Source organism: Pseudomonas sp. 32A, from assembly GCF_052682255.1.
Window position 1 is genome coordinate 6,328,326 of sequence record NZ_JBQYLY010000001.1, and the last position, 22,631, is coordinate 6,350,956.

General features: G+C 60.9%; 17 protein-coding genes. 7 read left to right on the forward strand and 10 right to left on the reverse strand.

All coding sequences use genetic code 11. The features are described from left to right. The first annotated feature begins 119 nt into the window (after positions 1-119). The gene (locus tag ACUN0G_RS29105; protein WP_421524390.1) at positions 120-1,268 is read left to right on the forward strand and encodes an aldose epimerase family protein; all 1,149 of its coding nucleotides are present in this window, start codon (positions 120-122) and stop codon (positions 1,266-1,268) included. 55 nt (positions 1,269-1,323) lie between these two features. On the opposite strand, the gene araH is transcribed toward ACUN0G_RS29105, so the two are convergent. From araH to ACUN0G_RS29140, 7 genes are all read right to left on the reverse strand, one after another. After that, entirely contained in the window at positions 1,324-2,292 is a 969-nt protein-coding gene (gene araH / locus ACUN0G_RS29110; protein ID WP_258346086.1) for an L-arabinose ABC transporter permease AraH, read from the reverse strand. Positions 2,293-2,302: 10 nt separating this feature from the next. Beyond that, on the reverse strand, positions 2,303-3,844 hold the full coding sequence (gene araG / locus ACUN0G_RS29115; RefSeq protein ID WP_445575044.1) for an L-arabinose ABC transporter ATP-binding protein AraG: 1,542 nt from the start codon (positions 3,842-3,844) through the stop codon (positions 2,303-2,305). A gap of 64 nt (positions 3,845-3,908) precedes the next feature. After that, positions 3,909-4,913, reverse strand: coding sequence for a substrate-binding domain-containing protein (locus ACUN0G_RS29120; protein WP_445575045.1), 1,005 nt, complete (start codon positions 4,911-4,913; stop codon positions 3,909-3,911). A gap of 56 nt (positions 4,914-4,969) precedes the next feature. Continuing rightward, on the reverse strand, positions 4,970-5,845 hold the full coding sequence (locus ACUN0G_RS29125; RefSeq protein ID WP_445575046.1) for an SMP-30/gluconolactonase/LRE family protein: 876 nt from the start codon (positions 5,843-5,845) through the stop codon (positions 4,970-4,972). 38 nt (positions 5,846-5,883) lie between these two features. Continuing rightward, positions 5,884-7,464 carry an aldehyde dehydrogenase (NADP(+)) gene (locus ACUN0G_RS29130; RefSeq protein WP_445575047.1) on the reverse strand — a complete coding sequence of 527 codons (1,581 nt, stop codon included), beginning with the start codon at positions 7,462-7,464 and terminating at the stop codon, positions 5,884-5,886. A gap of 11 nt (positions 7,465-7,475) precedes the next feature. After that, positions 7,476-8,468 (reverse strand): AraD1 family protein, encoded by a 993-nt coding sequence (araD1, locus tag ACUN0G_RS29135; protein WP_445575048.1) that lies wholly within the window; start codon positions 8,466-8,468, stop codon positions 7,476-7,478. A 21-nt stretch (positions 8,469-8,489) separates the two neighbouring features. Then, a complete protein-coding gene (locus tag ACUN0G_RS29140) occupies positions 8,490-9,812 on the reverse strand; it encodes an MFS transporter (protein WP_421552692.1) in 1,323 nt (440 codons plus the stop codon). Between the two features lie 192 nt (positions 9,813-10,004). Here ACUN0G_RS29140 and ACUN0G_RS29145 point away from each other — a divergent pair, with 192 nt between their 5' ends. The 3 genes from ACUN0G_RS29145 to ACUN0G_RS29155 are packed head-to-tail and all read left to right on the forward strand — an operon-like array spanning position 10,005 to position 13,470. Next, the gene (locus tag ACUN0G_RS29145) at positions 10,005-11,741 is read left to right on the forward strand and encodes an IlvD/Edd family dehydratase (protein WP_017480274.1); all 1,737 of its coding nucleotides are present in this window, start codon (positions 10,005-10,007) and stop codon (positions 11,739-11,741) included. A gap of 56 nt (positions 11,742-11,797) precedes the next feature. After that, the gene (locus ACUN0G_RS29150) at positions 11,798-12,520 is read left to right on the forward strand and encodes a FadR/GntR family transcriptional regulator (RefSeq protein ID WP_258346076.1); all 723 of its coding nucleotides are present in this window, start codon (positions 11,798-11,800) and stop codon (positions 12,518-12,520) included. Positions 12,521-12,555: 35 nt separating this feature from the next. Next, positions 12,556-13,470, forward strand: a complete 915-nt coding sequence (locus tag ACUN0G_RS29155; protein WP_445575049.1) for a LysR family transcriptional regulator — start codon at positions 12,556-12,558, stop codon at positions 13,468-13,470. On the opposite strand, the gene ACUN0G_RS29160 is transcribed toward ACUN0G_RS29155, so the two are convergent. Next, positions 13,463-14,404, reverse strand: a complete 942-nt coding sequence (locus ACUN0G_RS29160; protein ID WP_445575050.1) for a cupin — start codon at positions 14,402-14,404, stop codon at positions 13,463-13,465. The two genes, ACUN0G_RS29155 and ACUN0G_RS29160, sit on opposite strands and share 8 nt — an antisense overlap. 416 nt (positions 14,405-14,820) lie before the next feature. Continuing rightward, entirely contained in the window at positions 14,821-18,414 is a 3,594-nt protein-coding gene (locus tag ACUN0G_RS29165; protein WP_445575051.1) for an AAA domain-containing protein, read from the reverse strand. A gap of 67 nt (positions 18,415-18,481) precedes the next feature. Between ACUN0G_RS29165 and ACUN0G_RS29170 the strand changes: the two genes are divergently transcribed. Together ACUN0G_RS29170 and ACUN0G_RS29175 are read left to right on the forward strand one after the other, a co-directional pair. After that, positions 18,482-18,862, forward strand: a complete 381-nt coding sequence (locus ACUN0G_RS29170; protein ID WP_003217799.1) for a RidA family protein — start codon at positions 18,482-18,484, stop codon at positions 18,860-18,862. 238 nt (positions 18,863-19,100) lie between these two features. Then, a complete protein-coding gene (locus ACUN0G_RS29175) occupies positions 19,101-21,089 on the forward strand; it encodes a peptidase U32 family protein (protein ID WP_003217801.1) in 1,989 nt (662 codons plus the stop codon). 19 nt (positions 21,090-21,108) lie between these two features. Here ACUN0G_RS29175 and ACUN0G_RS29180 read toward each other — a convergent pair whose 3' ends face one another. Beyond that, positions 21,109-22,008: a DMT family transporter gene (locus tag ACUN0G_RS29180; RefSeq protein WP_445575052.1), complete on the reverse strand. Its 900-nt coding sequence runs from the start codon at positions 22,006-22,008 to the stop codon at positions 21,109-21,111. 130 nt (positions 22,009-22,138) lie between these two features. On the opposite strand from ACUN0G_RS29180, the gene ACUN0G_RS29185 reads away from it, so the two are divergent. After that, a complete protein-coding gene (locus ACUN0G_RS29185; protein WP_258346069.1) occupies positions 22,139-22,582 on the forward strand; it encodes an Lrp/AsnC family transcriptional regulator in 444 nt (147 codons plus the stop codon). Positions 22,583-22,631 lie beyond the last annotated feature (49 nt).

Consider the following 22,631-nt stretch of genomic DNA (forward strand, 5'->3'; position numbering starts at 1 on the left):
TTTAGTCTTATTTTATATTGCAAATTTTGCGATTTTGTCTATATATCAGCACTGCATCTGATCGAAATACAATAAATAGTCGAACTATTTAATCAACAACAATAAAAGGTAGCTCAGTCATGCGGCAATCCCGATTCCTGCTTACCGGCCTCGGCCTTTCGTTGGCAATAGCCAGCGTCGGCGCTCAGGCGGCTGGCCTGTCCAGCGAACACAAACCCTTCGGCAAAACCAATGACGGCACCGCCGTCGAGCAGTACGTGTTGCGCAACAGCCATGGCGTACAAGCCACGGTGATCACCTACGGCGCTGTGTTGCAGTCGCTTAAGGTACCGGACAAACACGGCCAGTTCGCCGATGTAGTGCTGGGCTTCGACAACGTCCAGGGCTATCAGGCCGGCACCGCGTTCTTTGGTGCGACCATCGGGCGTTTTGGCAATCGCCTGGCCAAGGGCGCTTTCGAGCTGGACGGCAAACGCTATCAAGTGCCCCTCAACGACGGCCCCAACTCCCTGCATGGTGGTGCGCAGGGCTTCGACAAGCAGGTGTGGAAAGCCCAGCCAGTCAAGCAAAAGGACTCGGTGGGCGTCACCCTGAGCTACCTGTCGAAGGACGGCGAGATGGGCTTTCCCGGCAACCTGAAAGTCGATGTCACTTATAGCCTCAACGACAAAAACGAGCTGCACATCGACTACAAGGCCACCACTGACAAACCCACCGTGCTGAACCTCACCAACCACAGTTACTTCAACCTCGCCGGCGCCGGTAACGGTGACGTGCTCAAACAGCTGGCCACCTTGCACGCCAGCCATTACACCCCGGTCAACAGCACCTTGATTCCCACCGGCGAACTGGCCCCGGTGGCCGGTACACCGATGGACTTTCTCAAGCCCACCGCCATCGGCCAGCACATCAAGGATGATCATCCCCAGCTGAAATTCGCCGAACCGAAACAAGGCGGCTTTGACTTCAACTGGGTGCTGGATACCCAGGGTGATGTCGGCAAAGTGGCTGCCGAGGTTCACGACCCGCAGTCCGGGCGGCGCTTGCAGCTCTATACCAGCGAGCCCGGCGTACAGTTCTATACCAGCAACTTCCTCGACGGCTCGATCAAGGGCAAGGGCGGCAAACCTTACGCCCACTGGAGCGCGTTCACCCTCGAAACCCAGCATTATCCCGACGGCCCCAACCAGCCGAACTTCCCGTCAACCCGCCTCGATCCCGGCCAGACCTACACCCAAAACACCGTGCTGAAATTCTCCGCCGATTGAACCCGCTTGATCGTTCCCACGCGCTGCGTGGGAACGATCAGCGCTTGCGCAGGGATCAGCGTTGTTTCATGCGGTCGATCACCACCGCCAGCAGCAGGATCGAGCCGCGGATCACATACTGGTAGAAGGTGTCGATGTTCTTCAGGTTCATCGCGTTCTCGATGATCGCCAGAATCAGCACCCCGGCAATCACGTGGCGAATCATGCCGACCCCGCCGCTCAACGACACCCCGCCCAGCACGCAGGCAGAAATCACCGTCAACTCGAAACCCTGGCCAATCATCGGCTGCCCGGAGGTCATGCGCGAAGCAAGGATCACCCCGGCCAAGGCGCCGATCACTCCGTGCACGGCAAAGATGATGATCTTGGTGCGATCAACGTTCACCCCCGCCAGCAACGCGGCTTCCGGGTTGCCGCCGATGGCCATGGTGTTGCGCCCGTAGGTGGTGTAGTTGAGCAGCCAGCCGAAAAACAGGAAGCACACGATGGTGATCAGGATCGGCACCGGCACCCCGAACAACTGGCCGTTGCCGAAGACGAAGAACCCGTCCTGGGAGACGCCCACCGCCTTGCCATTGGCAAAGATATAGGCCAGGCCGCGCACGATCTGCATGGTCGCCAGCGTGGTGATCAGTGCATTCACCCGCAGCTTGGCGATCACAATCCCGTTGATCAACCCCACCACCAGGCCCATCAGCAGTGCGGCACCGATGCCGAGCAAAACGCTGTCGGTGTCGCGCATCACAATCGCCGCCACGACCCCGGCACAGGCAATCACCGAGCCCACCGACAGGTCGAAATGCCCAGACGCCAGGCAATACAGCATGGTGCATGCGGCAATCCCGGTGGTGGAGATCGCCAGGCCCAGGCCGCGCATATTGAGCGGCGACAGGAAGTTGTCGATCAGCAAGGTGCAGAGCACGAAGATCCCCACCGCCGCCATCAGCATCGCCCAGTTGTCGAGCAGGCTGCGCAGGTCCAGCGGTTTGCGCGCCGTGGGCACAGCAGTGTTTTGGCTTGTCATAGTCACCTCGTCAGTTCCCCTGGCTCGCGGCGCGTTGGCGCGGCAGGGCCATTTGCAGCAGGTTGGATTCATTGGCGTGTTCGCGGCTCATCTCGCCGCGCATCGCGCCTTCACACAGCACCAGGATGCGATCGGAAATGCCCATCACCTCCATCAGGTCGCTGGACACCACAATCACCGCAATGCCGCGAGCCGCCAGGTCATGGATGATCTGGTAAATCTCGGCCTTGGCGCCGATATCGATGCCCCGGGTGGGCTCGTCCAGCAGCAGGACTTTCATCGGCATCGACAGCCACCGCCCGAGAATCGCCTTTTGCTGATTGCCGCCGGACAGGTACATGATCTTCTGCGCTGCCGTGGGCGTCTTGACCTTCAGCGCCTTGATCTGCGTGGCGGCGTTGTCTTTCTCCCATCCACTGCGCAACAACCAGCCAAAGCGCGAATGGGCACCGCGCGCGCTGATATTGATGTTCTCGGCGACGCTGGACAGCGGCACGATGCCCTCCTTCTTGCGGTCCTCGGGGCACAGCAAAATACCGGCGTCGATGGCGTCACGGGGTGACCGCAGGCGCAACGCATCGCCGCACAAATCGAGGCTGCCGGCACTGCTGCGTTCAAGGCCTCCCAGCAGCCGCAGCAACTCGGTACGCCCGGCGCCCACCAACCCGAACAGGCCGAGAATCTCGCCCTGATGGGCTTCGAAACTCACCGGTTCGCGCAAGCCGGGGCCCAGCAAGCCATTGACCTTGAGCGCCACCGCACCCCGCTCGCGGGGCCGGTAGTCGTAGATGTCCTGAATGTCGCGACCGACCATGCAGGTCACCAGTTGATCGTGGGTCAAGCTGCTCATGTCCTCGAACGTGCGCACGTAGCGGCCGTCCTTGAACACCGTCACCGCGTTGCAGATGCGGAACACCTCTTCCATGCGATGGGACACGTACAGCACCACTTTGCCCTCGTCCCGCAGACGACCGATGATTGCCATCAGGCGGTCAATTTCCCGCGCTGACAGGCTGCTGGTGGGTTCGTCGAACGCAATCACATGGGCGCCACGGGACAGCGCCTTGGCGATTTCCACCAACTGGCGCTGGCCCAGGGACAGGCGACCGACTTTCTCCTGGGGGTCGATTTCATCCGCCAGGCCCTTGAGGCACGCCAATGCCTGCTGGCGCAACGCGCTGCGATTGATCAAACCAAAGCTGGCCGGCAGGTGCCCGAGGAACAGGTTTTCGGCGACGCTCATTTCCGGCACCAGGTGCAACTCCTGGTGGATCACCGCGACACCGCTGGCGATGCTGTCCGCCGCGCATTTGAAGGCCATGGTGTGCGCGCCGATCTGCACGCTGCCGCTGCTTGGCACATAGGCGCCGCCGAGGATTTTCAGCAGCGTGGATTTACCCGCGCCGTTCTCGCCCATCAAGGCGTGAACCTGCCCCGGGTGGGCGCTGAAGCTGATGCCATCCAGCGCCTTGACCCCGGGAAACGTCTTGCCGATATCGTTGAAGCACAGGCTGGCACCGGTGCTGGGGGGGTGTTTCTGTTGCGCGTGCATAACCACCTCGTCACACAGGTCAGGCGGCCCTGTCAGCAGGGCCGCCGGGAAACGTCAGCGGTCTTCAGTTCCACAGACCGATCTTTTCCAGCTCCTGCTTGAAGTTCTCGCGGGTGATCAGCGTCACCTCATCCATCGCGGTGTACTTCGGTGGTTCCTTGCCGGTGGTGACCCACTCGAACATCATGCTTGCGGTGTTGTAACCCTCGATGTGCGGGCTGGGCAGCATGGAGCCGAAGAAGCCGCTGTTGGCTTTCTTCAGCTCGCCGATGGCGTCGGTGCCGTTGATGCCGATACCGATGACGTTGGCGGCGGCAAAGCCGGCGCTTTCGGTGGCGCGCACGCCGCCGAGCACGGTGTTGTCGTTCATGCCGCCGATGATCAGGTTTTTCGCGCCGCTGGGCAGTTTCACCAGTGCCGAGTTGGTGGCGTCCATGCTGCCGGGTACGTCGAGGGTCTTGAGGGCGGCGAACAGAATGTGATCGTCCGGAATACCCGCAGCCTTCAGGGATTTGACCGAGCCGTCGGTGCGTTTTTTGCCGGTGTCGAGTTCGTTGTAGGTGTTGATCACCGCATAGGTGTCTTTCCAGTCCCAACCGCGCTTTTTCGCTTCAGTGGCCATGGCGCTGCCCTGCTTCTCGCCCACTTCGAAGGCGGCCATGCCCAGGTAAGGCACGTCCTCCATGAAGTTGCCTTTGGCATCCACAAAGCGGTCATCCACGGCGATCACTTTCAAGCCATTGGCTTTGGCCTTGGCCATGATGGCCGGGCCGAGGGACACGTCCGGCGGGCAAATCACAAAGCCCTTGGCGCCGTTGGCCGCGAGGCTGTCGATGGCCGAAAGGGTTTTCTCGCCGTCGGGCACGGCGATCTTGATCACTTGAAAGCCCTTGTCCTTGCCGGCTTTTTCGGCGAAGGCCCATTCGGTCTGGAACCACGGCTCTTCGGCCTGCTTGACCAGAAAGCCGATTTTCACCGGCTCGGCCGCCAGTAACAGGCTGCTCAGGCTGACGGCCGACACTGCCACAGCGGCGCAGCACAGGGAACGGATACCACGACGACGATTCATAGGGTGACTCCTTGTTGTTGTATTTGAATGCGTTAAACAGCGGTAAAGCCTGTTGGTTATCCTGCAAAGCGGTGACAGGTTTTCCCCGGGACATCGACCTCGATCGCCAGGACCGCGCCGTCCAGCGGTTGATTCAGCGGGCTGGCGGCACTGGTGATGTACAAGGTCTTGAGGTCGGGGCCTGCGAACACGCAACTGGTGGGACGGCTGACTGGCAATTCGATCACCCGGTCAACTTCGCCGTCCGGCGTCAGCCGCAGCAGGCAGCTGCCGTCCCAGCGGGCATTCCAGATATAGCCTTCGGCGTCCATGGCCGAGCCGTCCGGGCCACCCCGGGAGTGAGGCCCGAACCAGACCTGAGCGGGTGCGAGCTGGCCCTGTTCATTAATCGGATATTGATAGAGCGTGCCGTCCAGGCTGTCGCCGAAATGCACATGGGTGGCGGCGTCGTTCCAGAGCAAGGTGTTGGGAATGCCCAAGCCTTGCAGCAACGGCGTGACCTGCCCGTCGGCATCGACCCGGAACAGGCCGCCGGAACGCCGCAGCACCGGCAAGTCTTCACCGTGCTCGCCGATGTTGTTCTGCATGGTGCCCAGCCACAGCCGGCCCTGGGCATCGCAACGGGCTTCGTTGGCACGGTTGCCCGGTTGCGGGTCGGCGACGCAGAGCAAGGTCAGGCGTGGATCCCTCGCCGCCGAATCGAGGTCGAGGCGATACACGCCACTGCTCAGGGTCACCAGCGCATCACCGCTGGCGCACGGGATAAAGGCCGAGGCGGGCTCAGGCAGTTGCCAGGTGTGCAGTTGCCCGTCTTTCAGGCGTAACGCCTGCTGGCCGATGATATCCACCCAATACAGCGCCTGGCCCTGCTCGTCCCAGAACGGGCCTTCGCCGAGCCGAGCGCGGTGCGGTGTGACGGCATTCCACGACATGAAACCTCCTGCTTTCTTGTTGTTTTCAGGTGGTACGGTTACAGCGCGTCGCGCGACGGCTGCCCATCTACCAGACGCTGAATGCGCAGCGGGTTGGCATTCTTCAGCGCGTCGGGGAGCAGGCTATCAGGGTAGTTCTGAAAGCACACCGGTCGCAGGAAACGCTCGATTGCCAGAGTGCCCACCGAGGTGCCACGGGCATCGGAAGTCGCCGGATAAGGCCCGCCGTGGACCATCGCGTCACACACCTCGACGCCGGTGGGATAACCGTTGAGCAGGATGCGGCCGACCTTTTGTTCCAGCAGCGGCGTCAACTCACCAAACTGGGTGAAATCTGCCGGCTCGCCAATGATCGTCGCCGTCAGTTGGCCATGCAGGCCGTGCAACGCGGCACTCAATTGCGCCTGATCGGCGACTTCCACGAACACGGTGGTGGGGCCGAACACTTCTGCCTGCAGCACTTCATCGCCGTTGATCAGCAGGCCGGCATCCGCTTTGAACAGCTGTGGCTGCGCCTGATTGCCGGCCTGCGCCTGGCCCGCCAGGTGCTCGATGCCGGGATGGGCCAGCAGCGTGTGCAGGCCTTTGCCGTAGCTGCTCAATGTGCCGGCATTGAGCATGGTTTGCGCCGGCTGGTCGCCGATCAGTTGGGCGACCTGTTGGGTGAAGCCTGTGAATGCTGGCGAGGCAATCCCGATCACCAGGCCCGGGTTCGTGCAGAACTGGCCGCAGCCTTGCACCACCGAGGCGACCAGGTCGCGGGCGATGCTGTCTGCCCGGGTTTGCAGGGCTTGGGGCAAGACGATCACCGGGTTGATGCTGGACATCTCGGCGAACACCGGGATCGGTTGCGGACGTGCCGCCGCCATATCACACAGGGCCCGGCCACCCTTGAGCGAGCCGGTGAAACCCACGGCGCGGATCGCCGGGTGCTTGACCAGTGCTTCACCCACCCCGCCGCCGAAGATCATGTTGAACACGCCGTCGGGCATGCCGGTGCTCTGCGCCGCGCGCATGATCGCATCGGCGACCCGCTCGGCAGTGGCCATGTGGCCGCTGTGGGCCTTGAACACCACCGGGCAGCCGGCCGCCAGCGCGGCGGCGGTGTCGCCACCGGCAGTGGAAAAGGCCAAGGGAAAATTACTCGCCCCAAACACCGCGACCGGCCCGAGACCGATGCGGTACTGGCGCAAATCCGGGCGTGGCAAAGGCTGGCGATCCGGCAGCTCCAGATCGATCCGCGCCCCGTAGAAATCACCGCGCCGCAGCACCTTGGCGAACAGCCGCATCTGGCCGCTGGTACGGCCGCGTTCGCCCTGGATACGCCCGGCGGGTAACGCCGTTTCGCGGCAGACCAAGGCGATAAAGTCATCGCCAAGGACGTCCAGTTCATCGGCTATCGCCTCCAGGAACGACGCACGATGCTGCGCGCTCAGGCTGCGATAGGCCGGGTAAGCCGCCGCTGCAGCGTTGGCTGCCGCGTCGACTTCCTGCGCCGTCGCCTGGTAGAAATCATAGGGCAACGCTTCGCCGGTAGTGGCGTCGACGCTGTGCAGCGTGACGCTGCCGGTGGCGCTGCGCTGGCCGCCGATATAGTTGTGGCCGTAAATCCGGGTCATGCCTGTCTCCTTCAAAGGGTGCCTATGTCGCCAGGTGCGGCGCCGCCATTGGCCACGGCAATGCCGTTGATCAAGGGCGCGCCGAACTCGGCCTGGCTGATTTCAAACACATCGCCTGGCTGGGTACGAATGCCGTCGGCAAACGACAAGGTTGCGGTGCCGAAAAAGTGGATATGCACGTCACCTGGGCGCAGGAACTGGGTGTATTTGAAATGGTGGTATTCAAGGTTCTCGAGGCTGTGGCACATGTTGGCTTCGCCACTGAGGAATTCGTGCTGCCACAGCACCTCGCCGTTGCGCAGGATGCGGCTGGTGCCCGCCAGGTGCTGGGGCAGTTCACCCAGGCGCAACTCGGGGCCATAGCTGCAACTGCGCAGTTTGGAGTGGGCCAGGTACAGGTAATTCTTGCGCTCCATCACGTGGTCGGAAAACTCGTTGCCCACCGCGTAGCCCAGGCGATACGGCTTGCTGTCGTGACCAATGACGTACAGTCCGGCAATTTCCGGCTCTTCGCCGGCGTCTTCGGCAAACGCCGGCCACGGGAAAGGCTGGCCCGGGCGCACCACGATGCTGCCGTCGCCTTTGTAGAACCACTCCGGTTGCACACCGGCCTGGCCAGAAGCCGGTTTACCGCCCTCCACGCCCCATTTGAAGATGCGCATGCTGTCGGTCATCGCGCTTTCGTCACTGGCGTTCTGGTGCATCTTGTCCCGCGCCGCCGCACTGCCCAGGTGGGTCAAGCCGGTACCGCTGACCAGCGTGTGCGCCGGGTCCGGATGATCCAGCGGGGGCAGGATCCTGTGCCCGGCCAGCAGTTCGGCGTAGTCGTGGCTCTCGCCCAGGCCGAGGTGATCTATTTGCTGTTGCAAGGTGACGCCGGCCTCGATGGCGGCAAGTGCCAGGTCATGTACCATGCGTGCGGCGCGCACCTCGCGCACCTGCCCGCCCTCGACCACGCCCACCCGGCGTTCGCCGCTGCTCAATTCAAACTGCACTAAACCCATGAGTCTTCTCCTGATTGCCAATTAAGTACGGGTGGCGCCACGGGCGCTGGCGGCGAACTGGTCCGGCGGCAGTACGTGCTTGCGCTCCAGCAGCCGATAGACGACACCCGTCAGCACCACCCCGAACAGCATCACGCACGCCAGGAAGTACAAGCCCGACGCGAGGTTGCCGGTGTACTCCTTGAGGGCGCCGATCACGAACGGCCCGATGTAGCCGCCGAGGTTGCCCACCGAGTTGATCAAGGCGATGCCCGCCGCCGCACTTGCGCCGGCAAAGAACCGTCCCGGCAAGGTCCAGAACACCGCCGTGCACGAGAACAGCGCGAACGCCACCAGGCACAGCGCTGCCAGTTGCCACAGCGGCACCGTCAGCCACGCGCTGAAGAACAGGCCGATGGCCCCCAGCACGTAAAGCACCGCGAGGTGGCCGTAGCGATCATTCAGGCGGTCGGAACTGCGGGGCACAATCAGCAGACCGATGATCCCGAAGATGTACGGCACTGCCGACACGAAGCCGGTGGTCAAGTCGCTGCCGCCGAACTGCTTGATCAGGGTCGGCAGCCACAGGCCCAGGCCATAAATGCTCAAGGTCACCGGCAGGTAGAACAGCGCCAGCAGCAACACGCGTTTGTCCTTCAGGGCATGCAGCGGGTTGCCGTGCCGGGTCTGACCATAGGCTTGCAGGTCTTTGGCCAGCTCGCCGGTGAGCCAGTCCTTCTCGGCCTGGTCCATCCATTTGACCTGTTGCGGGCCGTCCGGCAGATAACGCAGCACCGGCCAGGTCAGCAGGATCGCCGGGGTGCCGATGACGATGAACAACCACTGCCAGCCGTGCAGGCCGAGCATCCCGTCCATGCCGAGCAAGCCGCCCGCCACGGGGCCGGTGATCATCATGGCGATGGGCTGGGACAGGATGAACAACCCGAGGATCTTGCCGCGGTGGCGCACCGGGAACCATTGGGTGATGTAGTAGAGGACACCCGGGAAGAACCCGGCTTCGGCGGCGCCCAGCAGAAAGCGCATCACATAGAAACTGTGGGGGCCCTGGACGAATGCCATGCCGATGGTGATGGCTCCCCAGGTGACCATGATCCGCGCGAACCAGCGCCGCGCGCCGAAACGGTCGAGCATCAGGTTGCTGGGGATTTCCAGAAGGAAGTAACCAATAAAGAACAGCCCAGCCCCCAGGCCATACGCCGCATCGCCGATGCCGACATCCGCGCCCATGTGCAATTTGGCGAAGCCCACGGCCGAGCGATCCACGTAGGCAATCAGGTACAGCAAGATCAGGAAGGGAATCAGTTTCAGCGTGATGCGACGTATCAGCCGCAGTTCCTGGCTCATGTGAGCAGTCTCCGATTGTTATTTTTATAGAGCATTGCGGGTCGCCTCTCGCGGAAATCCGCCAGGGCCAGGCCTCGTTGAATCGGACTATATAGTATTACTATTTAATCAACAACACTTCCAAAGCGTCGAATTTACGCCTATGTTAGGCCAGGATTAGATCAATATAGTCTTACAATAAGAGAGTCGACCATGTCCGAGAAAAAGCCCGTCCTGCGCTCCGCCAGCTGGTTTGGTACCGCCGATAAAAACGGCTTCATGTACCGCAGCTGGATGAAAAATCAGGGGATTGCCGATCATCAGTTCCATGGCAAACCGATCATCGGGATCTGCAACACCTGGTCGGAACTGACGCCCTGCAACGCGCACTTCCGCCAGATTGCCGAGCATGTGAAGCGTGGGGTGATTGAAGCGGGCGGCTTTCCCGTGGAGTTTCCGGTGTTCTCCAACGGCGAATCGAACCTGCGCCCCACCGCCATGCTCACCCGCAACCTGGCCAGCATGGACGTGGAGGAAGCCATTCGCGGCAACCCCATCGACGGCGTGGTGCTGTTGACCGGTTGTGACAAAACCACCCCGGCGCTGCTGATGGGCGCTGCCAGTTGCGACGTGCCAGCGATCGTCGTCACCGGCGGGCCGATGCTCAACGGCAAGCACAAGGGCCAGGACATCGGCTCGGGTACCGTGGTGTGGCAGCTCAGCGAACAGGTCAAGGCGGGTACCATTACCCTCGACGATTTCCTCGCGGCCGAAGGCGGCATGTCCCGCTCGGCAGGCACCTGTAACACCATGGGCACCGCCTCGACCATGGCCTGCATGGCCGAAGCACTCGGCACTTCCCTGCCCCACAACGCGGCGATTCCGGCGGTGGATGCGCGCCGCTATGTACTGGCGCACATGTCGGGCATGCGTGCGGTAGAGATGGTGCGTGAAGACTTGAAGCTGTCGAAGATCCTGACCAAGGAGGCCTTCGAAAACGCGATCCGCGTCAACGCCGCCATTGGCGGCTCGACCAACGCGGTGATTCACCTGAAAGCCATCGCCGGGCGTATCGGCGTCGAGCTCGACCTGGACGACTGGACCCGCATGGGCCGTGGCATGCCGACCATCGTCGACCTGCAGCCGTCCGGGCGCTTCCTGATGGAAGAGTTCTACTACGCCGGCGGCCTGCCGGCGGTGCTGCGCCGCCTCGGTGAAGCCAACCTGATCCCGCATCCGAACGCCCTGACCGTCAACGGCAAGTCCCTGGGGGAAAACACCCGGGAAGCGCCGATCTACGGCCAGGACGAAGTGATCCGTACCCTCGACAACCCGATCCGCGCCGACGGTGGCATTTGTGTGCTGCGGGGCAACCTCGCGCCACTGGGTGCGGTGCTCAAGCCTTCGGCCGCCAGCCCCGAGCTGATGCAGCATCGCGGGCGCGCCGTGGTGTTCGAGAACTTCGACATGTACAAGGAACGCATCAACGACCCGGAGCTGGACGTGGATGCCAACTCGATCCTGGTGATGAAAAACTGCGGGCCCAAGGGTTATCCGGGCATGGCGGAAGTCGGCAACATGGGCTTGCCCGCCAAACTGCTGGCCCAGGGAGTGACCGACATGGTGCGGATTTCCGATGCACGCATGAGCGGTACGGCCTACGGCACCGTGGTGCTGCACGTGGCACCGGAAGCAGCGGCCGGCGGCCCATTGGCCACGGTCAAGGAAGGCGACTGGATCGAGCTTGATTGCGCCAATGGCCGCCTGCACCTGGATATCCCGGACGCCGAACTGGCCGCGCGCATGGCCGACCTTGCGCCGCCCCAACAGCTGATTGTCGGGGGCTACCGTCAGTTGTACATCGACCACGTACTGCAGGCCGACCAGGGCTGCGATTTCGACTTCCTGGTGGGCTGCCGTGGCGCTGAAGTGCCGCGTCATTCCCACTAATTGGGACGGGAGCAGTGCTATGATGCCGCCTATTTCGCCAGAGTAGCCTCCCTGTTATGGATCAGCAGCCGACCAAGCCGCGCAAGAGCATGCACGCCCAAATCGTTCAGGACTTGGGCATGCACATCGTTTCCGGACGCTTCAAGCCGGAAGAACGATTGCCCATGGAGGCGACCTTATGCGAGGAGTACAAGGTCAGCCGCTCGGTATTGCGCGAGGCGACTCGGGTGCTGAGCGCCAAGGGCCTGGTGATTTCCAAGCCCAAGGTCGGCGCTGTGGTGCGCCCTCGGGTGCAGTGGCACTTGCTGGACCCGGACGTGCTGTCCTGGCTGATGCAGTCGACGCCCCACAGCGAGTTTTTCAACACCCTGGCCGGTGTACGTCGGATCCTCGAGCCGGAAATCGCCGCCATGGCTGCGACCACCGCGACCGACGCCGACATTGCCACCATCGAAAAAGCCTACCTCGGCATGGAAACCGCCAATACCCACGACGCGCTGTTACAGGCCGACCTGGACTTCCACCGCGCAATTGCCGATGCGACCCGCAACGACTTGCTGGCCTACATGTGCAACATGCTGTCGCTGCCACTTCGCGAGTCCATCAACATCACCAACCGTCGCCCCGACATCCAGGGCCTCAGCCTGCCTCGGCACAAGGCGATCCTCACGGCGATCAAGAACCGTGACGCCCTCGGCGCGCGGCATGCCTCCCTGGTGCAACTGGACGATACCCGGGTCGCGCTGGACACCGTAATGAATGTGCTGACGCCGCTGTAGCGCACGGCAACCCACCGTCAAGATCGAGGCCGCCCTTGGATTACTTCGCTGCGTTAACCGCCTTTGTCGAAGCCGCCGAGGGCAATAACTTCTCCCGCGCCGCCGACCGGCTTGGCATCAAGGCGTCCACGGTTTCCCGCTACGTGAAGGACCTTGAACAGGACCTCGGCATCGCCCTGTTCAACCGCTCTACCCGCACGCTGCACCTGACTGAAGGTGGCCAGATGTTTCTGATGCACGCACGCCGGGTACTGGATGAACTCGAACAAGCCAAGGCCGCCACCTCCGCACTGAACGAGCACCCACGGGGCGTGCTCAAGCTCAACCTGCCGCCTGCCTTTGCCCGTCACCATATCCTTCCCACCTTGAATGCCTTCCTGGCCCGCTACCCGCAGATCAAGCTGGAACTGGTGCTGGACGACAGCCACGTCAACCTGATTCATGCCGGCGCGGACCTGGCGATTCGTATTGGAACCCTGGCGGATTCCACCTTGAAGGCGCGCAAAATCTGCGATGAGCGCTACCGGCTGGTGGCCAGCCCGGGGTTTTGCCGGGAATATCCGGCGCCGTCCGTTCCTTCGGAACTGGCGGCGCTGCCGGTGATTCTGGGGAGAGATATCGCGGCGGATATCGCGTTTGCCAACGGGCATGAGGTGTCGCCGCTGGTGCATAAAGACGCTATCCGCATCAACGACCTCGACGCACAGCTGATCGCCGCGCAACAAGGCCTGGGATTTGCCTTGCTGCCCGACTGGCTGGTGGCCAAGGCTGTTGAAGCCGGCGAGCTGGTGGTGTGGTTGCCGGAGTGGACTGTCCGGATCGCCGGCCGCGAACCGGCGGTGTGGTTCGTCTATCCGCCCAAGCGCATCGTGTCTTCCAAAGTGCGGTGCTTCATCGACTTTATCGTCGAGCAGCTAGGCGAAACACCGCACTGGAAACGTCTCAACTGAAGCGGATATCCAGCGAACGCAGATAGGTTTGCAGCCCGGCGTCCTGGATCGGAATCAGGAAAGCTTCCGTGTCGGACTCATTGAAGTGGGCATGCCAGTAGCCTGGGGGTGTGACGAACGCCAGGCCCGGCGACCAGTCGACCCGCACCGGATTGCGGATTTGGCCATCGGCGTCCAGCTCGGTGCCCACCAGCGAGTAGCAACCCTTCGGGCAATCGATGATGAAATCCAGCGCAATCGATTGGTGCCGGTGAGGCTTTTGAATCGACCCGGCCGGCAGGATGCCGTACATCGCCCACAGCACATGGGTCACGGTTCGAGTCTGCGGGAAGTTGCGATTGCCCAGCAGGATGCTGATACGGCTGCGATCCTGGGCGCGGGGATCATCGGCGGCTTCGCGCAGCTTTGCGTTGGCCAGTTCTGCGGGATACAGCGTCGGCACGAAGCGATCAGCACTGCGGGTCACGCCCAGGTAGCGCAACAGCGGCTCATCGTGGACGTAGTACAGGCGCGCATCCTCAGAAGCACTGAACTGCGCTGGCTGCAGGCCTGGCAGCGCGATGAAGCAGCCTTTGGTCCAGTCGATGCGGTGCTCGCCCTGGACCACACTGCCCTGCCCCGCGATGACATAAAACACCTGTGAAGTGGCGTTGGGTTGCAGGTTAAGCGTGTCGCCTGCGTTCAGGCGAATGAAGTTCGCACACAGCCCCGGCCCGGTCGCCGGGCCTTCGCAGCCCAGTGCATCACTGAGGTCCAGCGGGACCACCCGGGACGGGCCGCTGTCATACAGCGAGGCCGGAAAGCTGTGGTAGGGAATGCGAGTGATCAGGTTGGCGCTGATGGGGTTGGCGGCCTTGCTGTATTCGAAGTACTCGGCGTCGAGCAGGTGCAGGGGTTGGGTATCGGTCACATCAGGCTTGAATTCGCTATTCATTATGATCACCTCAATCTACGGCTGGATTTCGCAACGGCCCGTGGGCGTTGCGGCGGTGAGAGGACTATAGGCATTCGGCGGTGGTGGATTAATCCCTTATGCTGCACAGCAGTTATGCGAAATGGGGCAGGCACGAGCCCGTCTCCGCGCACCGATAGTTTTATTCGGGCAACTATCAAAGTGCCACTTTATAAATCAGTTAAATAGATATACATCAGCGCCCATAAAAAAACCGCCGCAGAGACTGCGGCGGCAAACCAAAGGATGTTGTCGAAGCAGAGCGGCTAAGACAGTTTCAAAACTACAGCAGTGTGCGCTAGAGCCTAGTGAATTTTATTTAACCAACCCTTCACTGGTTCTTTAACTTGGGTTGGCCCCTATATAACTACCGGACAGAGTACGGTTCTCGGGAAAAACTAATGGCCGTGACCAATACGAGCCTTCAACTGCTCAATCAACTGCGGGTCGCGAAGTTCAACGCTGGTTTCCCTACGCAATGCCAACCGCCTGCTCGCAGGCGCCTGGCAAATTTGATAATAGCTATGAGAGAGCCAATTCCAACTGCCCACTGTGGCGACCTGGTCATCTACCAACAGGATCTTTTCATGAGTACCTTCCGGGAGACGGATGACGCGCTCAGTGCCCAGCGCCCTACGGTAGGCGATGATGAGTCCTGGGTCGCTATTATCGGCATTGGTGTCTCCTTCCCGGTAATAGCCATAGTAAATCGTGACCGCAATGCCGCGTTCTTTCGCTGCACGAAGCAGATTGAGTGGAGGATGATTCTGGTTCGTACCCTGACGGATCCATGGCACAACGGCGGTGAATGAACGCTGGCTTTGTGAGAGGAGTGTTTCAAATGCGTCAATGTGATCGCAGTCGAAATAGTGCTTTATGCCATTGGATGTAACACTGGCGAACGATGGGCTCTGGTGTTCCATGCTGACGAAAAATGACGCGGAGCAACTCTTGGCAAGTTTGGCCAGGGACTTACCTGCTGTCAGCAGCCGTTGCTGATTGCCGACCACAATGAACTGCTGCTTTGCCCGCGACACGGCCACATTCAACAGGTTGGGTTTGTCATTCTGGAACTTGTCGGAGTCCGACCGTTGAAAAATGACCGGCGAGTAAATAATCACCTCAAAACCGACGCCCTGGAATTGATGCACAGAACCAATCTTGAGCGCTTGACGATGGTTGAGTCGCTCACCGTAAGCCTTGATAAGTAGCTGCTTCTGGTTAGAGTAAGGCGTGATGATGCCAATGTCCTCGGTCAGGTCGTAGCCGGCGGTCTCCAGCTTATCCAGCAATAAACCAATGGCTTCAACTTCATCCTGATTGGTATTGGGCATTCGGTCTTTGCGACCCTGTACGCCGTAAAACATCAGGTTGAACCCACCCATGTTATCGCAGGCCTCCTGGATGCGCGGCTCGGGGCTGCCGGTGCACACTTGCACCCCGGTGTAGCCGGCGATCTCCATGAACAGCTGGGCGATGGCGGGCTGGCAGCGCCGGTGCTCCTCAAGAACCATACCGTTGCCAGTGTCGTTAATGGCGCCCGTCAGCGTCCCCGCAGCACGGTGATAAGCAGTGACCAGCATGGGTGAGACTGCCTCGTACAGGCCGTTATCAGCGAAGTACTGATCCTTGAGCTTTCGCGCCATGGCGTGGCCCAGGGTTCGAATCGGTTCGATCTGCAAAGGGTCGCCTACCACGATGGCCCTTCGGCTGCGAGCCAACAGCGGTACGAGGGACTCAGCAGAGATCATTCCCGCCTCATCCACCAGGCTGAGCTGATAGGGGGTAAACCCGTTCAAATGGTTCAGCTTATAACCCGCCAGTTTCTGCACGGACGCCAGTGTCGAGGCCATGACCGGATAGGCGAGGGTTATGAGGCAATAGAACTCATCCAGCTTGTCTTTCCATTTGTAGAACCCTGCGTCCTGCTGGCCGTTGAGCAGGTTGCACCACAGAGGCAGCACTTCAGCCAACGCTGTTTTTTTACGTAATAGCGCCTGCCACAGATAATCAATGGCGCTTTCGAACAGCGTCCGTTGCTGCACGATAAAGCGAGTTCGTAACACCTCAATCCAGTCGCCCTCAGGAAACTCGGTGTGCAGGATGTCCCGTGCCGACTTGAACCGCTTCCAGGCATTGATGCCTGCGCTCAGCTCCTCGATTTTCCTGGCAAGTTGTACCAGCGCTTTTTCGCGCTCTGTCCCCGGCGCGCCTGCGGTCAAGGTTTTCAACACTTCCGGGATATCGGATGCCTTGAACAGCTCCCGGCGATTTCTTGCCAGTTCTGCCAGTCGCGTGTGATCAAGGTCAGCCAATTTGTAGGCGGAAAAGTCCGCGGCGCAGGTCTTTTTCAGGTGTTCGTGAGCACGAACGTACCTGGCTTTGAACAGCCAGCCCAACAATGGCGCGAACACGCCTGTCGGGTAGTCGGCGAAGTGATGTTCAAGCGTTCCACTTAACTCGCTCTCGACCCAGGCTTGATAGTCGGCCTCGGGGAAAGGCGCGTCGATCAAATGGCCAAAGCTGCGTGCCAGCCGCTTCTGCGCCCGGGCATGCACTTCCCTCTCGGCAGACAGGGTGCCTTGCGCGGCGGAGCAGCGTTGCGCCAGAACGTTGATGTCCGTCAGTTGTTCCTGCTCGCGGAGTAACTCAAGTGTCAGGCCAGTGTCGAGTACATCGCGTGTGAGGGCTTCCAGGCGTTCAATGAAGGCCTCGGGCGGCAGCCCCGCAAATGCTGCCTGCGCCTGGTTAAGTGCGTGCTGCAAATGGCTAAACCGAGAAAACCCGTGGTCGATCAACTGCTTGGTTTTGGCGATCTGCGTGGCAAGCTGAAGCTGCTTGTCCTTCTCGTAGGATTGCTCATCCAGTTGTACCAACAAGGCGTTTACGCGCTCGACTTGCGTCGCGACTTGCGCTTTGTCACCTCCAAGGAAGTACAACCATTTGACGTCTTTGAGGCAGGCGTCCTTGCGCAGGTCATCAATGACGTTCTCGACGGCTTTTTTCGCCGTGGAGGTCACCACCAGCCCGAGGTTGTGATCATTCCCAGCGATGCAAGCCAGGGCTCGTTCCACGATCTGGCTGGCAATCAGCGACTTGAAAAGCGTGGTTTTCCCCGTCCCTGGCGCGCCTTGCACCGCCAGCAGGGAGGCGCCGCTGGAGACCTGGGCCAGTGTTGCCATTTGGCCACGACCCAGAGGGTACTTGTGCTCAAACAGTCCGTAAGGAAAGCGCGAAAAGGCAGCAGGAGTGGTGCCAATGTTGGCTGAGCGGTTCTCAATATACTGTTGCAACAGGGGCGACGCAGACAGATCTGCCCTTTCGAGCAGAACCTTGTAGTCCTTGAGTTGTTCGTTGGCGTTGTAGTCTGTATTGACTTGCGGGCACACAAGGGCAGTCATCGGGTGTTCCAGAGAAACACCCTTGGCGCCCAAGTCCCTCAGGCGCTGGATGACCCAAGGCAAAAACAGCTTGAACAAGCCAATGAAGTCGTCGCGCTGCTCGCCCATGCAGGCTGCCGCGATGCTCATCATGTGGCGTTCGGCGCCCAACTCTTCGATGTCGACATCCAGATACTCGCGAAACGCCGCAATGTCCGGCGCGACGTCGGCACCTTGCTTCACTGGCACGCATAACTCAAGTTGAGGCTGTGTGTGCCAACTGTCCGGCAATGTGTAGCGGAAGAGCGGTACAAAAAAGGTGTTTTTTCCCTCAACGACGCGCAACAGAGGAAAGCCCAGTTGGAGTGGTTCGGCCTGGTCTTGCCCTTGCTCGTTCTGTTTCAGAAACCGTTGTTTCAGATCTTTCGACTGCTGCTCGGAGAGAGAGAAGCTAAAACCGGCGATGTCTTCCTGTACGGTATCTCGGGAAAACCTGATCTGTTGTTCCTGGGAAATATCCAGGCCTTTGACTCGGCTCTTGGCTAATCCTGTTGCGTCGACAAACGCCCGCCAACCGCTGAGCACATCCATGGCTTGCTGCTTTCCTTCCATTGACCCCATCCGATCCTGAAGCGAAGATTGTGCGGGATTCTACACTCCTTACCCAAAAGAGATTTAAATGGCCAACCACGACCTCGCCTTCACCCCCGACCTCGACCCCGACTCCATCTCCTCAGACGTCATCGGCTTCAACGGCATCCTCGTCTCCACGCAAATCCCCACCCGCGCCGACGGTAGCCTGGAGCTGGGCGACATCACCCTGCAAAGCGAATGCACCCTGCAAGCCCTCAAGGTTGCCCTGGAACGCGCCGGTAGCTCGATTGACCGGGTCATGCACTTGACCATTTACCTGACCGACATGGCCGACCGCGCCGCGTTCAATGAAGTCTACAAGCGCTACTTCGCCAAGCCTTGGCCTGTGCGCGCAGCAGTGGGCGTGGCGGCGCTGGCTGTCGAAGGCATGCGGGTGGAAGTCACGGCGATGGCCGCCAAGGGCTGAGCCAAACGCTCTATATCAACCAACGATGATCAAATGTGGGAGCTGTCGAGCCCCAGCGAGGCTGCGATGGGATCGCCTCGGTGTCACTGATACACCGCGGTGTCTGCATCGCGGGCAAGCCCGGCTCCCACCGTTGAGTGCATTCCAGTTTGGGAGCACGCGTAGGGCTTGATAGATGTCGATAGCGCATTTCGCAGCTACAATGCCCGCCTCCGTGACAAGCCTGACTAAAAAAACTATGTCCTTGCCCAAGCATCACCTGGAATTGCTCAGCCCTGCCCGCGATGTTGCCATCGCCCGCGAGGCCATCCTGCATGGCGCCGACGCCGTGTACATCGGCGGCCCGAGTTTCGGCGCGCGCCATAACGCCTGCAACGACGTGAGCGATATCGCGCAGTTGGTGGAGTTCGCCCGGCGCTACCATGCGCGAGTGTTCACCACCATCAACACGATCCTGCACGACAACGAGCTGGAGCCGGCGCGCAAGCTGATCCACGAGCTTTACGATGCCGGCGTCGACGCGCTGATCGTCCAGGACCTGGGGGTGATGGAGCTGGATATCCCGCCCATCGAACTGCACGCCAGCACCCAGACCGACATCCGCACCCTGGGCCGGGCCAAATTTCTCGACCAGGCCGGTTTTTCGCAGTTGGTATTGGCCCGTGAGCTGAACCTGCAGGAAATCCGGGCGATTGCCGATGAAACCGATGCCGCCATCGAGTTCTTCATCCACGGCGCCTTGTGCGTGGCCTTCTCCGGCCAGTGCAACATCTCCCACGCCCAGAATGGCCGCAGCGCCAACCGTGGCGATTGCTCCCAGGCCTGCCGCCTGCCCTACACCTTGAAAGATGACCAGGGCCGTGTGGTTGCCTTTGAAAAGCACCTGTTGTCGATGAAAGACAACAACCAGAGCGCCAACCTGCGCGCCCTGGTGGATGCCGGCGTGCGTTCGTTCAAGATTGAAGGCCGCTACAAGGACATGGGCTATGTGAAGAACATCACCGCCTATTACCGTCAGCGCCTCGATGAGATTCTCGAAGACCGCCCGGACCTGGCTCGCGCCTCCAGCGGCCGCACCGCGCATTTCTTCCTGCCGGACCCGGAAAAGACCTTCCACCGTGGCAGCACCGACTACTTCGTCACCGACCGCAAGGTCGACATCGGCGCCTTCGACACCCCCACCTTTACCGGCCTGCCGGTGGGTGTGGTGGAGAAAGCCGGCAAGCGTGACTTGCAAGTGGTCACCCATGAGCCGCTGTCCAACGGCGACGGCCTCAATGTGCTGATCAAGCGTGAAGTGGTGGGTTTCCGCGCTAACATCGCCGAGCCAAAAGGTGAGTTCGAAGAAGACGGCGAGAAGCGCTACCGTTACCGCGTCGAGCCCAACGAGATGCCGGCCGGCCTGCATCAATTGCGCCCGAATCATCCGCTGAACCGTAACCTGGACCATAACTGGCAACAGGCGCTGCTCAAGACTTCCGCCGAGCGCCGTATCGGCGTGTCGTGGGCGGCTCGCCTGCAGGAAGACCGCCTGGAACTGACCGTCACCAGCGAAGAAGGCATCAGCGCCAGCGTTGCCCTGCCCGGCCCGTTTGGCGTGGCCAACAAGCCGGAACAGGCGCTGGAAACCCTGCGCGACCTGCTGGGTCAACTGGGCACCACCCAGTACCACGCCACCGCGATCGAGCTGGATGCGCCGCAGGCGTTCTTCATCCCGAACTCGCAGCTCAAGGCCTTGCGCCGTGAAGTGATCGAGGCGCTGACCGAGGCGCGTATCCAGGCTCACCCACGGGGCGGCCGCAAGGCGGAAACCACGCCGCCGCCGGTGTACCCGGAATCGCACCTGTCGTTCCTGGCCAACGTCTACAACCAGAAGGCCCGCGACTTCTATCACCGCCATGGCGTGCAATTGATCGATGCGGCGTACGAAGCCCACGAAGAAACCGGCGAAGTGCCGGTGATGATCACCAAGCACTGCCTGCGTTTCTCGTTCAACCTGTGCCCCAAACAGGCCAAGGGTGTGACGGGGGTGAAGACCAAGGTCGCGCCGATGCAGTTGATCCACGGCGACGAAGTGCTGACGCTGAAGTTCGACTGCAAGCCTTGCGAGATGCACGTGATCGGCAAGATCAAGGGCCACATCCTCGGCCTGCCGCAACCGGGCAGCGTGGTGGGTTATATCAGCCCGGATGACCTGCTCAAGACCATCCCGCGCGGCGCACACTGAGTCGCCGGTGAGCGTCATGCTACGGCGTGACGCTCGCCGCTGTTTTCGAGCGCCACCACCAACCCCGCTGCAACCCCGCCGCCGCGAGCAAAATCGCCGCCACGCCCAGCCATTGCAACCAGCCCAGGCGATGCCCAAAGGCAATCCAGTCGACAAAGATTGCCGCAATCGGGTAGATAAACGACAGCGCGCCAGTGATTGCCGTCGGCAACTTCTGGATCGCGCCATACAGCAACACGTACATCAAGCCGGTATGCACCACGCCCAGGGTCAGCAATGCCGCCCAAACGTCCATCGAGGCAGACAGGCTGTGCCACTGCATCAGCGGTGCCAGCAGCAAGGCGCCCGTGGTCACCTGGATCAACGCCATTAAATGCGGCTGCACTTCCTTCAAGCGCTTGATGATCAGCGCCGCAATCGCATACAGAAATGCCGCGCCCAGGGCCAACGCCACACCCATCAAATAGTCATCCCCGGTGTTTTGCTGACTGCCATGGGCGGTGACAATCGCCAGCATTCCAACGAAAGCCACGCTCAACCAAGCAAGCTTTTGCACGGTGATTTTCTCCCCCAGGAACACCGCCGCCAGCATCACCAACATAAACGGCTGGACGTTATACACCGCCGTGCTGATGGAGATTGAAGCCCTGGCGTAGGACTCGAACAGCAGCAACCAATTGCCCACAATCGCCACGCCGCTGAGCATCGCCAGCCCGAGCTTGGTGTAGTTCAGCAAGTCCAGGCGCAGATAACCCAGCAGCCCGCACACCACCAACAACGTCAGCGCGCCGATCACGCAGCGCCAGAACACCACTTCGACCACCGGCACACCCGACACCAGCACGAACCAGCCGATGGTGCCGGAGATGAGCATGGCGGCGACCATTTCCCATGAACCGCGACGTATGGATTTGTCCATGATTGAGCTCCTCAAGTGAGGCTCAATTATGGCAATCTGGTCGGTAGCGACTCTAGATTCTAAATAAGGCGAACCTCGCATTTCGCCTATTCTTATTAGGCAAACCTGAGCAATCGCTTTCGGAGCGACCATGATTGACAGCATTGACCAGCAACTGATCGCCGCGCTGATGGACGACTCGCGCCTGTCCCTCAAGGCCTTGGCGGGCATCACCGGCCTCTCCTCCCCCAGCGTCGGCGAACGGCTGCGGCGCCTGGAAGAGCGCGGCGTCTTGAAGAACTACACCGTGGACATCGACCCCAAGCATTTCGGCTATTTGCTCCAGGCCATCGTGCGCATTCGCCCGCTGCCCGGGAAACTGCAGGAGGTGGAGCGCCAGATCCAGGCGATCCCGGAGTTCACCGAATGCGACAAGGTGACCGGCGATGACTGCTTCATCGCACGCCTGCATGTGCGCACCATGGACCAACTCGACACACTGCTGGATAAGCTCAACGCGTACGCTGAAACCAACACCGCCATCGTCAAGAAAACCCCGGTAAAACGCCGGTTGCCGCCGTTGGCAGATTCGTGATTTTGAGTCACTGATGCAGTGACGGGATCGCTATTCTGGCAATACGGTG